Source organism: Blautia sp. ZXY-1-B12 (genome assembly GCF_056339915.1).
On the sequence record NZ_JBWJVP010000191.1, the window covers coordinates 21,463 to 39,816 of the forward strand.

Sequence of the window (18,354 nt, forward strand, 5' to 3'; positions counted from 1 at the left end):
AGTTGGAACAAGTACTAAAATAAAGTTGGGACATGAAATGAAGGTTACATTACGAAATAATAAGAATTGTAGGTGGAAGGTTTGAACATAGAAGCATATGATGCGGATTCATTGAGAAAGATGGTTAGGCTGCTTGAATATGAGAACAAGATATTAAAAGATAAATTGAAGAAAGCAGGCATTTCCTATGAAGAGGTGAATCCTTTTGAAGAAAAAATAGAAAGTGCAGAAGAATATGACCTGGATCAAGGGAATCGTATTGTAAATCCACCGTATATTACAGAGAAAATGGCAATACGTTTCTTTTCGATGTTTTGGGGAAGAGAAGATGTATATGCCAGAAGAGGAAAGAACGGGGGCTATTTTCCACAATGTGCGAATCGTTGGAATGACCGGCTTTGCCCTAAACAACGTAAAGAGAAGGTATTGTGTGATGAATGTGAAAATACCAAATGGATTAGTTTGGATGTTAAAAAAATAATTGATCATTTGTTAGGCACAAAAGAAGATGGATCAGATGTAATAGGTGTATATCCTTTACTGCCAAATGGTACATGCAGATTTATTGTATTTGATTTTGATAATCACGAAAAAGGAGCAGAGGTTACGGACTTTGCAAATACGGATAATGAGTGGCATAAAGAAGTGGATGCGCTTAGAAAAATGTGTGAGCTTAATGGTATCAGACCTTTAGTTGAGAGATCTCGCTCCGGGAAAGGGGCACATGTATGGATTTTCTTTAAAAAGGCAATACCGGCGGCTACGGCAAGAAATTTTGGATTTCTCCTGTTAGACAAGGGTTCAACTTCCATCAATCTGAAATCGTTTCATTATTATGATAGAATGTATCCTTCGCAGGATGTGGCAAGCAGCATAGGTAATTTAATTGTATTGCCATTACAGGGGCAGGCACTTAAAAATGGAAATAGTGCTTTTGTAGATGAAAGTTGGAATGCATATTCTGATCAATGGGATGCTCTTTTCAATAAAACAAGAAAGCTGGGAATAGAAGATGTTGAACAATGCATGGCAAAATGGCAGGGAGAATTAGCAGAAGTCAGAGGAATGCTTACTAATATTGAGAAGAATGTCAGACCGAAACCATGGAAGAAGAAATGTGAGTTTTGTAAGTCAGATGTTGTGGGCAAGCTTCACATGGTATTGGGCAATGGAGTTTATGTTGATACTCTGAATCTTATGCCAAGAATACAAAATCAGATTCGTAGTTTGGCGGCATTTGATAATCCGGAATTTTACAAAAATAAAAGGCTGGGATATTCTAATTATTATAATTTTAGTGCTGTATATTTAGGTAAGGATATATATGGATATATACAGATTCCGAGAGGACTGCGGGAAAATATTATACAGGAATGTGAAAAAGCAGGCATTTCAGTTGAGGTTTCAGATCAAAGAGAAACAGGACAACCTATCAGAGTATCTTTTAAAGGTGATTTGCGAATGCAACAGGAATTAGCAGCAGAAAAATTATTATCACATTCAGATGGAGTTCTGAGTGCGGCAACTGCATTTGGAAAAACTGTAGTATGTAGTTACCTTATTGCAGAGCGAAAAGTAAATACGCTCATTTTGCTGCAAAGTAAAGATTTGCTTAATCAGTGGGTTGATGAATTGAATCATTTCTTAGAGATAAGAGAAGAACCACCGGAATATGAAACAAAAACAGGAAGAAAGAAAAAAAGGAATAGTGTGATAGGCGTTTTGCACGGAAATAAAAATACATTGACAGGGATTATAGATGTTGCAATGGTTGGTTCAATGTACAGCAGAGGAAAATTTAATGAACGAATTAATTCTTACGGAATGGTAATTATGGATGAATGTCATCACGCAGCTTCTAATACATCTATGGAATTATTGCAGAAAATAAATGCAAAATACGTGTATGGTGTTTCTGCTACGCCTAAACGTGGCGACAGTCTTGATCGGATTATCTATATGCTGCTGGGACCTTTGAGACATAGATTTACTGCTTTGGAGAGGGCTAAGGAACAGGGGATTGGACATTATTTTGTCCCAAGATACACAAGAGTAGTTGATACTGCAGAAAGCAAGGATAATATTAATAAAGCATATAATTTGATAAGTACCAGTAAGGTGCGCAATGAAATGATCATAGATGATGTTATAACTTGTGTTGCAAGAAAACAAACTCCTGTAATTTTAACAAGATTTAAGGAACATGCAAAATTTTTACATGATGCCTTAAAGGAAAAAGCAGATCATGTATTCCTTCTATATGGGGATAATTCGGATAAGGAAAATGCTGAAATAAGAGTAAAATTAAAGCAGATACCTGAAAATGAATCGCTTATTTTGGTGGCAACTGGTCAGAAAATAGGAGAAGGGTTTGATTTCCCAAGACTGGATGTATTAATGCTTGCAGCACCTGTATCTTTTGAAGGACGCTTGGAACAGTATGTAGGTAGATTAAACAGAGATTATGTCGGAAAAGAAGCCGTTTATGTGTATGATTATATTGATTCGCATGTGCGTTATTTTGATAAAATGTATGCAAAAAGATTGAGAACGTACAGGAAGACAGGATTTTCAATCTGGACACAAGAGTTGCAACCTAAACAAATAATAAATGCAATATTTGATTCTGTAAATTATACCGAAAAATTCGAGCAAGATATTGTAGAGTCAGAAAAAATGGTAGTAATTTCCAGTCCGGATATCAGACAGGATAAAATTGACAGATTTTTATTACTAATCAAGAAGAGACAGGAAGTAGGGGTAAAGGTCACTGTTATTACAACAAATCCGGAAGATATTACTTACGGAAAGTCAGATGTATGTTATGAATTAATCAGAGCAATGCAATTGGTAGGAATAAATGTGATAACAAGAACAGAAGTAGAAGAATGTTTTGCTATTATTGATGATGAAATAGTATGGCATGGCGGGATGAATCTACTTGGAAAAGCTGATGTCTGGGATAACTTAATGCGTATCAGAAATTCACAAGTTGCAACGGAATTGTTGGAAATTGCTTTGGGATGTTCTGAGGAGAGGAGGAAAAGTGAATAAAAAGATAAAATGTGATACCTATACCAGAGTATCCACAACCATGCAGGTAGATGGCTACAGTCTGGATGCTCAGAAAGAAAAACTCAAGAGATATGCGGAATTTCAGAACATGGAAATCGTAAATGAGTATTCCGATGAAGGTAAATCTGGAAAGAGCGTAGAGGGCAGACCGGAATTTCAGAGAATGTTGGATAATATTGAGAATGGCACAGATGAGGTGCAGTTTGTACTGGTGTTCAAGCTTTCCAGATTTGGTCGTAATGCGGCAGATGTTTTAAATTCTTTGCAGCGGATGCAGGATTTTGGAGTGAATCTGATCTGTGTTGAAGATGGAATTGACAGCTCAAAAGATAGTGGAAAGCTGATGATTTCTGTTCTGTCTGCGGTGGCAGAGATTGAACGAGAGAATATCCTTGTTCAGACAATGGAGGGACGTAAGCAGAAAGCCAGGGAAGGAAAATGGAATGGTGGATTTGCTCCGTATGGTTATGAATTAGTAAATGGAGAATTGCAGATTGCAGAGGACGAAGCAGAGATTATTCGTCTGATCTATGACAAATTTATTCATACCAATATGGGAATCTCTGCGATTGCCGCATGGCTGAACCAGCATGGATATAAAAAGAAAAAACGACAGAATAATACACTGGACGCATTTGCCGCATCATTTATAAAAGGCGTTCTGGATAATCCGGTATACTGTGGAAAGCTGGCTTATGGACGAAGGAAAAACGAGAAAGTTTCTGGTACAAGAAATGAATACCGCATTGTAAAGCAGGAAAATTATATGCTGCACGATGGTATCCATGAAGGGATTGTTTCAGAAACAGACTGGGAGCTGGCACATCAAAAACGGGAAAAAACAGGTGTGAAATATGAAAAGACACATAGTCTCGATCATGAGCATATTTTATCTGGAATATTGAGATGCCCGTTATGTGGAAGTGGTATGTATGGAAACGTGAACCGAAAGAAAAAGAAAGACGGAACTTTATATAAGGATTATTTCTATTATGCCTGCAAACATCGTCGCCTGGTAGATGGTCATAAATGTGGATATCGTAAACAATGGAGTGAGGAGAAGATTAACAATGCAGTGGAAGAAGTTATTCGGAAGCTGGTGAAGAATCCTAAATTTGAAGAAGCAATTCTGAATAAAATCGGTTCAAGAATTGATACAGAAGAAATAGAAAAAGAGATTGAAGGATTGGAAAAGCAGCACAGGCAGCTGACCGGAGCAAAAGCAAGACTTGGACAGCAGATGGACAATCTGGATATCATGGATAAATTTTATGAGAAGAAATATCAGGATATGGAGACAAGGTTATACCGTTTGTATGATGAGATTGAAGGCGTGGAGAACAGTATAGAAGAAGTCAAGAACCGCCTGCTGAATATCCGGCAACAGAAAATATCAGAAGAAAACGTCTATCAATTCCTTTTATATTTTGATAAACTATATGATAAGTTCACCGACCTGGAGAAGAAAGAATTTCTTAACAGCTTTGTAGAACAGGTGGATATTTATGAGCAGGAGCAGCCGGATGGCAGATTCCTGAAGCACATAAAGTTCCGTTTTCCGGTGTATTTTGGAGACAGGGAAACACAGGAACTTTGTTGGGACAACGAAAGTACCGTTGAAAGTTGCGCTTTATTGTCTAAACTAGAATAAAAACTGGATGAGAAGGTGACTAGTACATCGTTTTCGAAATAACTATACCACTCACTTGTCTGCGAATCCGATTGCACAGGTCTAAAAGCCTCAGCGTAGCCCGCTACGCCTGCGTTTTTATACCAGCACACTCGAATCCGCATCCTACGCGATTGGTATAGTTATTTACGAAACGATGTACTAGAATTCGAAGAATCGCCATATAAGTCAACAAATGCCGGGTAAACTGATGACTAGAATCGAAGAATCGCCATATAAGTCAACAAATGCCGGGAAAGCATATGACTGGAATTCGAAGAATTGCCATATAAGTCAACGAATATCGGGAAAGCATATGACTGGAATTTGAAGAATTGTCATATAAGTCAACGTATGTCAGGGAAACTGATGACTGGAATTTAAAGAATCATCATTTGAGTCAATACATGATTGATATTTGTTGACTAGGAGGTGCATATTTTTGGCATCGTGAAGCGTGTTGCTGTGAACAGTAACGAGGTGGTGCTTATGAGCTCCAGACTGACAAAAAATCTACTTGATAAATATAGATCAATATGATAAAATAAGGCCATTCTCCGCGAGGGAGTAATCGGCATATTCCGGAACATTTTTCAGATATGTTTTGAAGAGTGTGTAGTACTATCGACATAATGGTGCCATATGCACCCGGTATTACAGTAAATGATGAGACTCATGGACAGTTAAAACAGCTGTCTGTGTGTCTCTTTTTTTATGCTGCAGGAACATTACAGCAGTTCAGATAACATAAAAAAGTCTTCCGGGAAGGGTTCTATGTTACTGAAAAATTATTTTATATAGGAAAAGGAGCAAAAAACACATGAATATTTTTGAACTTTTTATACTGGCGATAGGCCTGTCTATGGATGCATTTGCAGTATCTGTCTGTAAGGGCCTTTCCCTGGGCAGAATCAATGCAAAGCATATGTGTGTATCGCAGGCGCATGGTTCGGGGGATTTCAGGCATTAATGCCCCTTGTGGGATATTTCGGCGGACGATTCTTTGCAGATAAGGTTACTCGATACAGTCACTGGGTAGCTTTTGTCCTTCTGGTGTTCATTGGTGCCGGCATGATCAAAGAATCGAAAGAGGAAGAACATGTAAATGCGGATATGGATATAAAATCCATGTTCATCCTTGCAGTGGCTACCAGTATTGATGCACTGGCAGTGGGAGTGACATTTGCTTTTCTGAAAGTAGAGATCGTATCAGCAGTATCCTTTATCGGTGTGATCACCTTTGTCTGTTCAGCAGCAGGGGTAAAGATAGGCAGTCTTTTCGGAATGAAATACAAATCCAAAGCGGAATTATGCGGAGGTATTATCCTTATCCTCATAGGTACAAAAATCCTGCTGGAAGGACTGGGAATGATATAAATAATAATTACAAATCTCAACTCAAACGTGTTATAATACTACTATTAATGAACAGGCATGAAATGATTATCCGCCTGAATAATTTAAATAACATATCAGGGAGGTTTCTATTATGAAAAAAGTAAAAACAGCAGCAGCACTTTTATGCAGTGCATGTCTGGTACTTTCAGGAACTGCTGTACCGACAATGGCAGATTCAGTGAAGGTTGTGACGCTGGGAGCCGATCTTACTCAGGACCAGAAGAATACAATGATGAAATATTTTAATGTAGACAGTAACCAGGTACAGATTCTCACTATCACTAATCAGGATGAGAGAGATCATCTGAGTGCTTATGTACCGTTAGAGCAGATCGGAACCAGAACAGTGAGCTGTGCATATGTAAAGCCGACTCAGTCAGGCGGTATCAAAGTAAGGACAGCCAATCTTAACTGGGTAACATGTAACATGATCGCAACGTCACTTTCCACATCAGGTGTCAAGAACTGTGAAGTGATAGCAGCCTGCCCGTTTGAGGTATCCGGAACCGGAGCGCTTACAGGTATTCAGATGGCATATGAGACAGCTACAGGGGAGCAGCTTGACAGTACGAAGAAAGAACTTGCTACAGAGGAAATGGTAGTAACAGGAAATCTGGCTGATGAGGTTGGAAAGAATGATGCAACTACTGTTATGAATAACTCCAAGATACAGGTTATCAAAGATAATGTCCAGAATGTGGATGATATCTATAATATCGTAGTAAATGTTGCTCAGCAGAATAATGTAAATCTGGATTCTGACCAGATTAATAAGATCGTAGAGCTTCTGAAACAGATTGCGCAGCAGGAGTACAATTATGATGATGTAAAAGCAACACTGGAGCAGGTAGAACAGAATACATCCGGTGATAATGATGAGCTTGGTGATATTGATGATGAAGAGGATGACACTGTAAATGCAGGTGATTCCGCAGATGGAGATGATATCCTGAACAATGTGGATAACAGTGCTTTAGGCGGAGATATCGTAGAGAGTTCCACAGAGAATCCATCGCTGGAGGAGGATTCAGGTCTGATTGAGGACGACGGGGACGATCAGAGTGACGGAGACCTCAGCGAAACAGAAGAACCGCAGGAGCCGGATGGTGACGAGACTACGGACGACAGTACACTTGGAAATACAGATGAAGGTGATACAGACTCCGATGAAGGAACAGATGATACAGAAAATAGTGCCACATCAGATGAACTGGATACTTCTGCACTGACAGAAGATCAGAAGACCATGTTTGATAAAGCTGAGAATTTCTGCAAGGGAGAATACGAAGGTGATGCAGCTGCTCTTACAGCAGCTATGGAAGATGATACAGCAACAGCTTCTGTAATTCTTGACGCTGAAAATGGTGCAGCTCTTACTAAGGATGTGGAGAAGGCATATCTGAAAATTCTTACAGAAGGCACAGCTTCTTATCAGGCAGATGGAACAGAGATTTACATGAGCACAGAGCTCAATATGGTAGATAAGTCCATGAAGGAAATCTTCGGATTAAGTGCAGATGCACAGGCAAGTCCGGAGCTTGGAGAACTTTCAGATGATGACAGACAGACCTTATATAATGAAACAATGAAATTCTTTGAGAAACTCTACGGAGAAAGCACAGAGACTTATGATACAACGGATGCAGATTCCACAGAGACTGCAGGCGGCGAGGAAAATGCAGAATAATCAAAGCATCATGCAGATTTCAGAGAATAAGGATGGTTCTGCAAAGGTATTGTTCAGGATACGAAAAGCAGAGATGACAGATGTGGATGAGATCATGGCTGTTATGCATGAAGCGAAGAATGATAAAGAGCATCCGGACTGGTTTGTATCTGATGATGAGGAATATGTCAGGACACATATAGAAGAACAGGGCTTTGTGATCGTGGCACAGACAGCAGATGGTTCTGTTGCGGGTTTCTTCATTATTAAATATCCTGAAAACAGGGAAGATAATCTGGGAACTTATCTTGATTTTGATGAGGAACAGCTTTCCCATGTTGCAGTCATGGATTCGGCAGCTGTGTGTTGTGCATACAGGGGAAACGGGCTGCAGGGGCATATGCTGGAAGAAGCGGAGAGATTGCTGGATACAGACCAATATTATTATCTGATGTGCACCATACATCCGGATAATCAGTTCAGCAGACATAATATGGAAAGCCATGGATATGAAGTTAAGAGAACGGCACTCTGTTACGGAGGTCTGCCAAGATGTATCCTTCTTAAGGAGTTAACCGAATCAGGGAAGTCCCCTGCACAGGTTGTGAAAAGCAGCAAACAATAATAGTAATGGAAAGCAGTTGGTGAAATTTTTGCGATTTTGCCAGCTGCTTTTTGTTATGTATGGAAAAAATGAGATGAATGTGATAAAATGATGTGATTATAGCAATCCTCGTAAATAATGCATCTTAATCCGGCCCATCAGAGTGTGAAATCTGAAACTGTCTTAAATGCATTATTTATGTTACTGTTCACTGGTAATATCCCGCGAGGTGTTTTTTGTGAGCGAAGGTCACAGAAAACCCGAGACATACTGCGCGAATTTATGCGATTAGCATAAATTCTGTGCATCGCGAAGCGTGTTGCTGGGAACGGAGTGAACAGTAACTTATTTATGAGGGCTGCTATAGAAAACAGAGTCATATAATTGACAAAAGATAAACATAAAAAATACAAGGAGAAATACGAATGGGAATGGCAGTAGTAACTCTGAAAAAGGGAGAGGGAAGACTTCTGAAATCCGGCGGAATGTGGATTTTTGATAATGAGATAGATACAGTCATGGGAAATTTCGAGAACGGTGATATTGTACTTGTCCATGATTTTGACGGATATCCTATGGGAAGAGGGTTCATTAATACTAATTCTAAGATTACGGTACGTCTTATGACCAGAGATGAAAATGTTGATATTAATGAAGAACTTTTGGAGAAGCGTGTACGTGATGCATGGGAATATCGTAAGAAAGTGGTAGATACAGGATGCTGTCGTCTGATTTTTGCAGAGGCAGATTTCCTTCCGGGAATTGTGGTGGATAAATTTTCGGATGTACTGGTAGTTCAGTCACTGGCTCTGGGGATCGATCGTTTTAAAGAAACAATCGTAGAACTCCTCAGGAAAGTCCTGGCAGAAGATGGGATCACTATTCGCGGTGTTTACGAAAGAAGCGATGTGAAGGTGCGCAAACAGGAAGGAATGGAAATGGTTAAGGGTTTTATAGGACCAGAGTTTCCAACACTTGTGCAGATTGAAGAAAATGGTGTAAAATATGAAGTTGACGTAAAGGACGGGCAGAAGACAGGATTTTTCCTGGATCAGAAGTATAACAGACTGGCAATCCAGAAGCTTTGCAAAGGTGCGAAAGTTCTGGACTGCTTTACACATACAGGTTCCTTTGCACTCAATGCCGGAATTGCAGGTGCTGAAAGTGTAACCGGTGTGGATGCATCTCAGTTGGCGGTAGATCAGGCAACAGCCAATGCGGCATTGAATGGTTTATCTGACAGTGTGAAATTTATCTGTGAAGATGTTTTTGAACTGCTTCCAGAACTGGAAGAAAAGGGTGAGAAATTTGATGTTGTGATTCTTGATCCTCCGGCATTCACCAAATCCAGAAATTCTATTAAGAATGCAGTAAAAGGATACAGGGAAATTAATCTGCGTGCCATGAAACTGGTAAAAGACGGAGGTTTTCTTGCAACCTGTTCCTGTTCTCATTTTATGGATTATGAATTATTTACTAAAACTATCGGACAGGCGGCAAAGAATGTACATAAGAGACTTCGCCAGGTAGAATACAGGACACAGGCACCGGATCATCCAATCCTGTGGGCGGCAGATGAGTCTTATTATCTGAAGTTCTATATCTTCCAGGTATGCAATGACAGATAATTATATAATATGATATCAGAGCCAGAGTGTACTTGCACGATAAGATTTTTGAGAAAACAGGGATTTCTGTAGCAGAGCAGAGGATTCCGGATGTTTGAGAATAAAGAAAGAGAGGAAATAATATTATGAGTTTCAGAGAAGTAAAAGCAGAAGAACTGACAATGAATCCATTTACCAAGATTGGAAAGGAATGGCTGCTGATCACAGCCGGAAATGAAGAAAAATGCAATACCATGACAGCAAGCTGGGGTGCAATGGGTGTTATGTGGGGAAAGAACGCAGTGACAGTGTATATCCGTCCTCAGAGATACACCAAGGAATTTGTGGACAGGGAAGATACATTTACAATTTCTGTTCTGGGAGAAGAGTATCGCAAGGCATTAAATTATTGCGGAAAGGTTTCCGGAAAAAATGCGGATAACAAGATTAAAGAAGCAGGACTGACTCCTTACTTTACAGACGGAACAGCCGGAATTGAAGAAGCTGACATGATCATGGTCTGCAAAAAAATGTATCATGATGAGATTAAACCGGAATGCTTTGATGCCGGGGAAAACGACGGTAAGTGGTATCCGCAGAAAGACTACCATACCATGTATATTGCAGAAATCCTGAAAGTTCTTGTCAGAGAGTAAAAAAATGCATTACAAACAGTAAAAAAGAGGTAGTTTAATGAAAGACAAATTAAACAGATTCATGCAGGGGCGTTATGGAGTGGATAATTTTGCAAGATTCACTCTCGGTGTGGCACTTTTCGTCATTGTTGTAGGTTCTTTTATGAGACAAAACGCAGCCGGAGGCGTTCTGGATACAGTTGGATTTATTCTTATCATTTATACATATTTCAGAATCCTTTCCAGAAATATCTCTGCACGATATGCGGAAAACCAGAAATATCTGGGATATACTCAGAAAATCCGCAGCCGGTTTACCAGAGAGAAAAATATGATGGAGCAAAGAAAAACACATCATATCTATACCTGCCCGGGTTGTGGACAGAAAATTCGTATTCCCAGAGGAAAAGGACAGAAGGTAGAGATTGAATGTCCGAAATGTCATGAGAAGTTTATCAAAAGACGTTGATTTGCTGCAAACACGCTCTGGCAGATCATCATAAGTTATGGGCTGGAGGAATTATGTTTGGTTATATAGTAATGAATAAGCCTGAAATTAAGTTTAAAGATTTTGATCTGTACAGATCCTTTTACTGTGGATTGTGCAGAGAACTCAAAAGTAAATATGGGATATCAGGACAGATTTCTCTGACTTATGATATGACATTTGTGGTGATTCTTCTCAGTGCGCTTTATGAGCCGTCCACACAAAAGGGAAGCACAAGATGTATCATTCATCCGGTATGTAAACAGCCGGTCAGAAGAAATACAGTGACAGAATATGCGGCAGATATGAATGTACTTCTTACTTATTATAAATGCCGGGACGACTGGGAGGATGAAAAAAAAGTAACTGCTCTTGGTTATTCAAAAGTTCTTCAGGGAAAAGTGAAAAAACTGGATCAGAAATATCCGGATAAATCCCGAAGAATACAGAAGCTTCTCAGTGAATTGTCTGAGATGGAGAAATCCGGAGAAAAAGACATTGACAAAATGGCGGGCTGTTTCGGAAAAATTATGGAAGAGATTTTTGCATGGAAACAGGATGTATGGGAAGATACTCTGCGCAGAATGGGATTTTTTCTTGGCAAATTTATTTATCTTCTGGATGCATACGATGATGTGGAAGAGGATATAAAAAATAAAAATTACAATCCTTTTTCAGAACAATATATAATAGAAGGGTTCGATGAGCAGGTACGCCGGATTCTGATCATGATGATGGCGCAGACCTGCAGGGAGTTTGAGAAACTTCCTATTATAAAATACACTGATATTTTGAGAAATATTCTTTACTCAGGGGTATGGTGTCGGTTTGAGGTGATACATAAGAAGAGAAAAGAAGCAGGAGAGAAAGATAATGATTGATCCGTACAGTATACTGGGGATTTCCAGAGATGCATCCGATGAGGAAGTGAAGAAGGCATATCGTAAGATGAGCAGAAAGTATCATCCGGATGCCAATATTGACAATCCGAATAAAGAACAGGCTGAGGAGAAATTCAAGCAGGTTCAGCAGGCTTATGAGCAGATTATGAAGGAAAGAGAGCAGGGAGCAGGTTACGGGAATTATGGCAGCAATAATTACGGTGGTTTTGGCGGATTTTCCGGACAGGCAGACTCTGGCTATCAGGATGAAGAGTCTATGCGCAGGCAGGCGGCAGCCAATTATATCCAGAACGGTCATTATCGTGAGGCTATGAATGTTCTGCAGTCACTTTCACAGAGGAACGGACAGTGGTATTATCTGTCTTCCATGGCAAACATGGGACTTGGAAATAACGTAAATGCATTGAATGATATTAAGCAGGCTATCCGTCTGGAACCGGATAATGTACAGTATCAGATGGTTTTGCAGCAGATGGAAGGCGGAGGAAACTGGTATCAGGAGATGCAGAATCCTTTTGGAGGTATGCCGACAGGTGGTGATGATTATTGTATGAAGCTGTGCCTGGCAAATATGGCATGCAGTCTGTGTTGCCCGGGAAGCGGCATATTTTGCTGCTAAAACGTTATTGTTCACTCCGTTCTCAGTAACGTAGTCAAAATTCATTCCAGATTGCCTGCGGCAATGGAATTTTGGTAATAATTGGATTGACAATTAAAAGTGAAAATATTACTATAGTAAAGTGATAATGTGCAACTGTAATGATATGCAACAGTTGCGAACATATAATTAAGGTTACAGGAGGAAATCATAATGAGTATTCGTATTGGTATTTTAGGCTACGGCAATCTTGGCCGCGGTGTAGAGTGCGCAATCAAACATAATCCGGATCTGGAGCTTGTTGCTGTATTTACACGTCGTGCTCCGGAAACTGTTAAAATCCTTACAGAGACAGCAGCGGTATATTCTGTCAATGATGCCGAAAAAATGAAAGATAAGATCGATGTACTTATCATCTGTGGCGGAAGTGCAACAGATCTCCCGAAACAGACACCGGAATATGCGAAGATGTTTAATGTAATTGACAGCTTTGATACACATGCAAGAATTCCTGAGCATTTTGATTCAGTAGATGCAGCTGCAAAAGAAAGCGGTCATATCGGAATTATTTCAGTGGGCTGGGATCTGGGAATGTTCTCACTGAACCGTCTCTATGCAAATGCAATCCTTACAAACGGAAAGGATTATACATTCTGGGGCAAGGGTGTAAGCCAGGGACACTCAGATGCAGTACGCCGTATCAAAGGCGTAAAAGATGCAAAACAGTATACAATTCCTGTTGAAGCAGCACTGGAAGCAGTAAGAAACGGAGAAAATCCGGATCTTACAACAAGACAGAAACATACAAGAGAATGCTTTGTAGTTGCAGAGGAAGGTGCAGATCTGGCACAGATTGAGAATGATATCAAGACTATGCCTAACTATTTCTCTGACTATGACACAACTGTACATTTTATTTCTGAAGAAGAACTGAAGCGAGATCACAGTGGAATCCCACATGGCGGTTTCGTGATCCGATCCGGAAAAACGGGCTGGAATGATGAGAACAATCATGTGATCGAATATAGTCTGAAGCTGGATTCCAATCCGGAGTTTACATCTTCTGTACTTGTTGCATATGCAAGAGCTGCATATCGTATGAATAAAGAAGGACAGAGTGGTGCGAAGACCGTATTTGATGTGGCACCTGCTTATTTATGTGCTGCTGATGGTGCTGAATTAAGAAAGCATCTGTTGTGATCAGGGATATAAGATAATATTCTGTCTGTTGAAAAAATAAAGAGAAAACAGGTATACAGGTTATATTTCACAGTGTTATCTTGTGAAAAGAGACAAAGTATTTGTGGACTTTGTCTCTTTTTTTATGGAATAGACTGTGAAAAATTAGTGAATGTTTAACAGAATTTTACTTGTCTGTTGACGGGATATTTAAAGTGTAATATAATAGAGTCATAGAAACGTAACAACATTGTAAAAAACTTTGTTAAACCTTAGAGCGTATCTGAGAAGTATGTGAGATATCAGAGCGATACCCACGATTCATACTTTTCAGACACGCTCTGATAATGAAAAAAGAAAAGGAAGGTATGTATGCAAAACGTAAACAGGAAGTTTAAAATCTGGGGGGCACTTCTGTTTCTGCTGTTTTTTGCTGTGGGAGTTTCCATGTATTTTACTGCGGCAAATGTACAGGCTGCAACGAAAACAGGTTTTGTAACTATTAACGGAGATTCATACTACATAAATGAAGATGGCTCTAAACAGAAGGGTTGGCTGGAACTTGAAGGGAAGAAATATTACTTTAACACAAAGACCGGTGTTCAGGTAAAGGGCTGGGTTACTGACAGTAAAGGACGAAAGAGATATTTCAGTAAACAGGCTGGTATCATGATGACAGGCTGGGTCACTGATTCAAAGGATCAGAAAAGATATTTTAATCCATCTACCGGATTCATGCAGACGAAATGGCTGACATTGAAGGGAAAGAGATATTATTTCTACAGTAACAGTGGAGTGGCTGCCTGCAAGACATTCCTTACAGACAGTAAGAAAAATACCAGATATTTTACAAGTGCATGTTATATGCTTACCGGCTGGACAAAGAATTCCAGCAATGAATACAGATATTTTGAAACTGAAGACGGAATTATGGCAAAAGGTTTCCAGACACTCGACGGAAAAAAATATTATTTTAATACAGGCAGCGGCAAGATGGCTGTAGGCTGGACGACAATTGATGGAAATAAGTATTATTTTGATAAGGAAACCGGTGTGATGGCTACCGGAGATGTAACAATTGATGGACAGAAATACCATTTTAATTCCAATGGTATATTGAGCAATACTACAAGTCCGACCGGTTCCAGAACAATCAAGAATTATCTGGCAGGTGCATTACAGCCTGTTGGTCAGGCTCTGTACGTATGGGGTGGCGGATGGAATGATTCCACCAGAAAAGGAACAAGTCAGACAATGACTGATTTCTATAACAGTCAGAGCAGCAGTTATGATTACAATAACTACAGAGATCTCAGCACAGCCAACAGAGCAAAAGGTTTTGACTGTTCCGGTTTCGTAGGATGGTCAGCTTATCAGGTAATGCAGAGTAAGTCCGGTGTAGGAAGCGGATATACAGTAGTTTCCGGTGAGATTGGTTCTTATTATAAGTCCATGGGCTGGGGAAGTATTCTCACTCAGGCGAATCTGGCAAGTGATGACTGGACAGTATATCCCGGAGATGTGGGATATGACAGTGGACATACATGGATCATTCTCGGACAGTGTGCTGATAAGAGTGCAGTGATCGTGCATTCTACCCCGAATGCAGGTGTTCAGATTGCAGGTACACCTACTCCGTCCGGTGGTTATTCCAGTCAGGCGATTGCACTGGCACAGAAGTATATGTCAAGATATCCGGGATATACCAAATATGATTATCATACTTCATCTGGTAACTATATCAGAAGAGGTAATTATCTGAGATGGAACAGAAGTACGCTTTCTGATCCGGATGGATATATGAATATGACCGCAGACCAGATCCTTGCAGATCTGTTTAGCTGAGAAGTGAATAGTTAAGAAAATGGAAGCAGCTTTCGAATGAGGAGGCTGCTTCTTTTTTTGCGTTCTGTAGTAATTCCATAAATAATGCAAACAATCCAGTCCACTATAGCGTGAAGTCCTGCTACGTTACTGTCCACTCCGTTCACAGTAACGTAGCCAAAATTCATTCCAGATTGCCTGCGGCAATGGAATTTTGGCTTGTATGTCTCGGGATAGTGGTGTGTGAACAGTAACCCTGCATCAGATATCTTTGTCCTGTGTTAAATTATTACAAGCATGAAATGGAATATGTTTGAATTGTAGAAAGAAATGCGAAGAATAACAAAAAGATTAATAAATGTTACAGAAATATAAAATTTATGGTAATTAATCCTTGCGTTTTTGAGTGCAGTGTGTTAATATGTATAAGAATTAACTTAGATATTGCAAAAACATTAAGATATAGAAAGAAAATGTTACGAGGGTGAGAATTCATGAAGAAAAGAATTGTATGTCTTACATTAGCACTCCTGATGAGCGCAACACAGGTTGTTAGTGTAAGCGCTTCAAGAGAGGATGAATTGAGAGAAGAGCAGGCGATCACAAGTCAGCAGCTGGATGCGACATATTCCAGAATGGATGAGCTTGCATATGCGAAATCACAGCTTGAGAATGAGATTTCCGAACTGGATTCCAATCTTGTAAGTGTTATGGTTTCTATTGATACTCTTAAAGGAGATATCGATAATAAAGAAGTAGATATTATTAAGACAAAACAGGATCTGGCTAAGGCTCAGAAGGCGAGAGATAAGCAGTATGAGAGCATGAAGCTTCGTATTCAGGCACTGTATGAACAGGGTGGGGATGCAGCGTGGTTTCAGATGATGCTTAATTCAGAAGATTTAAGTGAACTTCTGACACGTGCTGAGAATACACAGCAGATGTATGAGCAGGACAGAAAGAATCTTGATAAATATGTGAATACTATTAATGAGGTGAATAATTTAAAGACTCAGTATGAATCTGACAAAGCAGAACTGGAAGAGATGAAGGCTTCTTATGAACAGCAGTCTTATGATCTTCAGTGCCAGATCGATCAGAAGAAATCTGAATCAGCCGATTATGAGAATGAAATTGCATATGCACAGCAGCAGGCGACAGAATATGCAAATCTGTTAGCGGAACAGACAGCTGAAATTCAGAGATTGGAAGCTGAAAGAATCGCAGCAGAAGAAGAGGCAAGACGACAGGCTGAGGAAGAGGCTGCAAGACAGGCGGCAGAAGAAGAGGCAGCAGCAAAAGCTGCGGAGCAGGAACAGGACTCCGAATCAGAAGAGGAAGAAAATGTAGAGTATGATGAAGACGGAAATGAGATTGAGAATACTGATGATGCGGATGATGAGTCTGAATCAGATGATGGTGTAGAATATGATGAAAATGGTGATCCTGTTGACAATGCAGGAGCTTCTGATGATGTAGAGTACGATGAGTATGGCAATGTGATTGATTCTGATAATACAGTTTCACCAGATGATTATGAGAGTGAACAGTCATCTGATTCAGATAGTTCTTCATCTTCAGGTTCAGGATCAGGATCTTCTGTAGTAGACTTTGCAACACAGTTTGTTGGCAATCCATATGTATGGGGCGGTACAAGCCTTACAGGTGGAGCTGACTGTTCAGGATTTACACAGAGTGTATATGCAAACTTCGGAGTAAGTCTTCCGAGAACTTCTTATGAACAGCAGAATGCCGGTACAGAAGTATCTTATGCTGATGCACAGCCGGGCGATTTGATCTGCTACGGTGGACACGTTGCAATCTATATGGGGAATGGACGTATCGTTCATGCATCGAACTCTGTAGATGGAATTAAGATCAGTGATAACGCAGCGTACAGAACGATTGTTTCTGTAAGAAGACTGGTATAATTAAATAAGTATAAATAATTAAATTTATAGGGGTTGAAAAGGAGTATCGCTAAGGGGGCTGATGCTCCTTTTCTTTATGTATAAGTTACCATTATTCCGCGAGGTGTTTTGGCATGAATATACCAAAATTCCGAGACATACCGCGCGAATTTGTGCGATTAGCATAAATTCTGTGCATCGCGAAGCGTGTTGCTGTGAACGGAGTGAACCGTAACCATGTATAATATTTTACCGACTTTCAGGTGGATTTTACCTTGACATAAAATTGGATGGATAGTACAGTTTATGTAACTGAAGAGATACATATAAAATTTTAAATCTGTTTTTGGAGACATCAGTGGGAAAGAATATTCTCATGAATTATCCGGATTATAGTTGAATAGTGAAAGCGAGGAATGATAAATGGCAAATGACCATGTAGAACACATAAGAATTGTACAGGAAACGGTTGCTGGCAAGGAGATTACTTTTGCACATGTAATGGGAGGGCCGGCTCCGGTCATATACCAGAAGCTTGGACTGAATCCGCAGGTGGATTACCGTTCATCTGCAATCGGAATTATGAATATGACACCGCCTGAATCTGCAGTAATCGCATCTGATATTGCGGTAAAAAGCGGAAATGTTTATCTGGGATTTGCAGATCGATTTACAGGCACACTGATCATTACGGGAGAGATTTCCGATGTAATGTCAGCGATGACTGAGGTTGTGGATTATTTCAGAGACACTCTGGGTTATGTAGTCTGCAAGATTACCAAAAGATAGGAAGTGTTGGG

At 39.8% G+C, this 18,354-nt stretch carries 14 protein-coding genes and 1 pseudogene; 14 read left to right on the top strand and 1 reads right to left on the bottom strand.

Annotated elements, in window-relative coordinates; genetic code table 11:
• The first annotated feature begins 81 nt into the window (after positions 1 to 81).
• The 12 genes and pseudogenes from AC075L_RS10980 (at position 82) to AC075L_RS11035 (ending at position 15,665) form a co-directional block, all read left to right on the top strand.
• The gene (locus AC075L_RS10980) at positions 82 to 3,054 is read left to right on the top strand and encodes a TOTE conflict system archaeo-eukaryotic primase domain-containing protein (protein ID WP_476387675.1); all 2,973 of its coding nucleotides are present in this window, start codon (positions 82 to 84) and stop codon (positions 3,052 to 3,054) included.
• On the top strand, positions 3,047 to 4,726 hold the full coding sequence (locus tag AC075L_RS10985) for a recombinase family protein (protein WP_476387676.1): 1,680 nt from the start codon (positions 3,047 to 3,049) through the stop codon (positions 4,724 to 4,726). The genes AC075L_RS10980 and AC075L_RS10985 overlap by 8 nt, the downstream gene beginning before the upstream one ends.
• An 838-nt stretch (positions 4,727 to 5,564) precedes the next feature.
• Positions 5,565 to 6,121: pseudogene (locus tag AC075L_RS10990) on the top strand (manganese efflux pump MntP).
• 112 nt (positions 6,122 to 6,233) lie between these two features.
• The gene (locus AC075L_RS10995; protein ID WP_476387677.1) at positions 6,234 to 7,829 is read left to right on the top strand and encodes a DUF1002 domain-containing protein; all 1,596 of its coding nucleotides are present in this window, start codon (positions 6,234 to 6,236) and stop codon (positions 7,827 to 7,829) included.
• Positions 7,819 to 8,433 (top strand): N-acetyltransferase family protein, encoded by a 615-nt coding sequence (locus AC075L_RS11000; protein WP_476387678.1) that lies wholly within the window; start codon positions 7,819 to 7,821, stop codon positions 8,431 to 8,433. The genes AC075L_RS10995 and AC075L_RS11000 overlap by 11 nt, the downstream gene beginning before the upstream one ends.
• 404 nt (positions 8,434 to 8,837) lie before the next feature.
• Positions 8,838 to 10,040 (top strand): class I SAM-dependent rRNA methyltransferase, encoded by a 1,203-nt coding sequence (locus AC075L_RS11005; protein ID WP_008705609.1) that lies wholly within the window; start codon positions 8,838 to 8,840, stop codon positions 10,038 to 10,040.
• Between the two features lie 125 nt (positions 10,041 to 10,165).
• Complete coding sequence (locus AC075L_RS11010) at positions 10,166 to 10,675, top strand: flavin reductase family protein (RefSeq protein WP_025581120.1); 510 nt, start codon at positions 10,166 to 10,168, stop codon at positions 10,673 to 10,675.
• Positions 10,676 to 10,712: 37 nt separating this feature from the next.
• Positions 10,713 to 11,123 carry a TFIIB-type zinc ribbon-containing protein gene (locus AC075L_RS11015; RefSeq protein ID WP_022381070.1) on the top strand — a complete coding sequence of 137 codons (411 nt, stop codon included), beginning with the start codon at positions 10,713 to 10,715 and terminating at the stop codon, positions 11,121 to 11,123.
• Positions 11,124 to 11,176: 53 nt separating this feature from the next.
• Entirely contained in the window at positions 11,177 to 12,022 is an 846-nt protein-coding gene (locus AC075L_RS11020) for a DUF5685 family protein (protein WP_476387679.1), read from the top strand.
• The gene (locus tag AC075L_RS11025) at positions 12,015 to 12,662 is read left to right on the top strand and encodes a J domain-containing protein (RefSeq protein ID WP_476387680.1); all 648 of its coding nucleotides are present in this window, start codon (positions 12,015 to 12,017) and stop codon (positions 12,660 to 12,662) included. The genes AC075L_RS11020 and AC075L_RS11025 overlap by 8 nt, the downstream gene beginning before the upstream one ends.
• Positions 12,663 to 12,854: 192 nt before the next feature.
• Positions 12,855 to 13,841 carry a diaminopimelate dehydrogenase gene (locus tag AC075L_RS11030; RefSeq protein WP_476387681.1) on the top strand — a complete coding sequence of 329 codons (987 nt, stop codon included), beginning with the start codon at positions 12,855 to 12,857 and terminating at the stop codon, positions 13,839 to 13,841.
• A 351-nt stretch (positions 13,842 to 14,192) separates the two neighbouring features.
• On the top strand, positions 14,193 to 15,665 hold the full coding sequence (locus AC075L_RS11035) for an N-acetylmuramoyl-L-alanine amidase family protein (protein ID WP_055053727.1): 1,473 nt from the start codon (positions 14,193 to 14,195) through the stop codon (positions 15,663 to 15,665).
• Between the two features lie 11 nt (positions 15,666 to 15,676).
• On the opposite strand, the gene AC075L_RS11040 is transcribed toward AC075L_RS11035, so the two are convergent.
• Entirely contained in the window at positions 15,677 to 15,832 is a 156-nt protein-coding gene (locus tag AC075L_RS11040; RefSeq protein WP_155512352.1) for a hypothetical protein, read from the bottom strand.
• Between the two features lie 306 nt (positions 15,833 to 16,138).
• Between AC075L_RS11040 and AC075L_RS11045 the strand changes: the two genes are divergently transcribed.
• Positions 16,139 to 17,575, top strand: a complete 1,437-nt coding sequence (locus tag AC075L_RS11045) for a C40 family peptidase (RefSeq protein WP_022381074.1) — start codon at positions 16,139 to 16,141, stop codon at positions 17,573 to 17,575.
• Between the two features lie 402 nt (positions 17,576 to 17,977).
• Entirely contained in the window at positions 17,978 to 18,343 is a 366-nt protein-coding gene (locus AC075L_RS11050; protein ID WP_008705595.1) for a BMC domain-containing protein, read from the top strand.
• Positions 18,344 to 18,354 lie beyond the last annotated feature (11 nt).

Coding starts and splice junctions, on each gene's coding strand:
- AC075L_RS10995 (WP_476387677.1), top strand. CDS start 6,234: ATGAAAAAAGTAAAAACAGCAGCAGCACTTTTATGCAGTGCATGTCTG.
- AC075L_RS11000 (WP_476387678.1), top strand. CDS start 7,819: ATGCAGAATAATCAAAGCATCATGCAGATTTCAGAGAATAAGGATGGT.
- AC075L_RS11005 (WP_008705609.1), top strand. CDS start 8,838: ATGGGAATGGCAGTAGTAACTCTGAAAAAGGGAGAGGGAAGACTTCTG.
- AC075L_RS11010 (WP_025581120.1), top strand. CDS start 10,166: ATGAGTTTCAGAGAAGTAAAAGCAGAAGAACTGACAATGAATCCATTT.
- AC075L_RS11015 (WP_022381070.1), top strand. CDS start 10,713: ATGAAAGACAAATTAAACAGATTCATGCAGGGGCGTTATGGAGTGGAT.
- AC075L_RS11020 (WP_476387679.1), top strand. CDS start 11,177: ATGTTTGGTTATATAGTAATGAATAAGCCTGAAATTAAGTTTAAAGAT.
- AC075L_RS11025 (WP_476387680.1), top strand. CDS start 12,015: ATGATTGATCCGTACAGTATACTGGGGATTTCCAGAGATGCATCCGAT.
- AC075L_RS11030 (WP_476387681.1), top strand. CDS start 12,855: ATGAGTATTCGTATTGGTATTTTAGGCTACGGCAATCTTGGCCGCGGT.
- AC075L_RS11035 (WP_055053727.1), top strand. CDS start 14,193: ATGCAAAACGTAAACAGGAAGTTTAAAATCTGGGGGGCACTTCTGTTT.
- AC075L_RS11040 (WP_155512352.1), bottom strand. CDS start 15,832: ATGAATTTTGGCTACGTTACTGTGAACGGAGTGGACAGTAACGTAGCA.
- AC075L_RS11045 (WP_022381074.1), top strand. CDS start 16,139: ATGAAGAAAAGAATTGTATGTCTTACATTAGCACTCCTGATGAGCGCA.
- AC075L_RS11050 (WP_008705595.1), top strand. CDS start 17,978: ATGGCAAATGACCATGTAGAACACATAAGAATTGTACAGGAAACGGTT.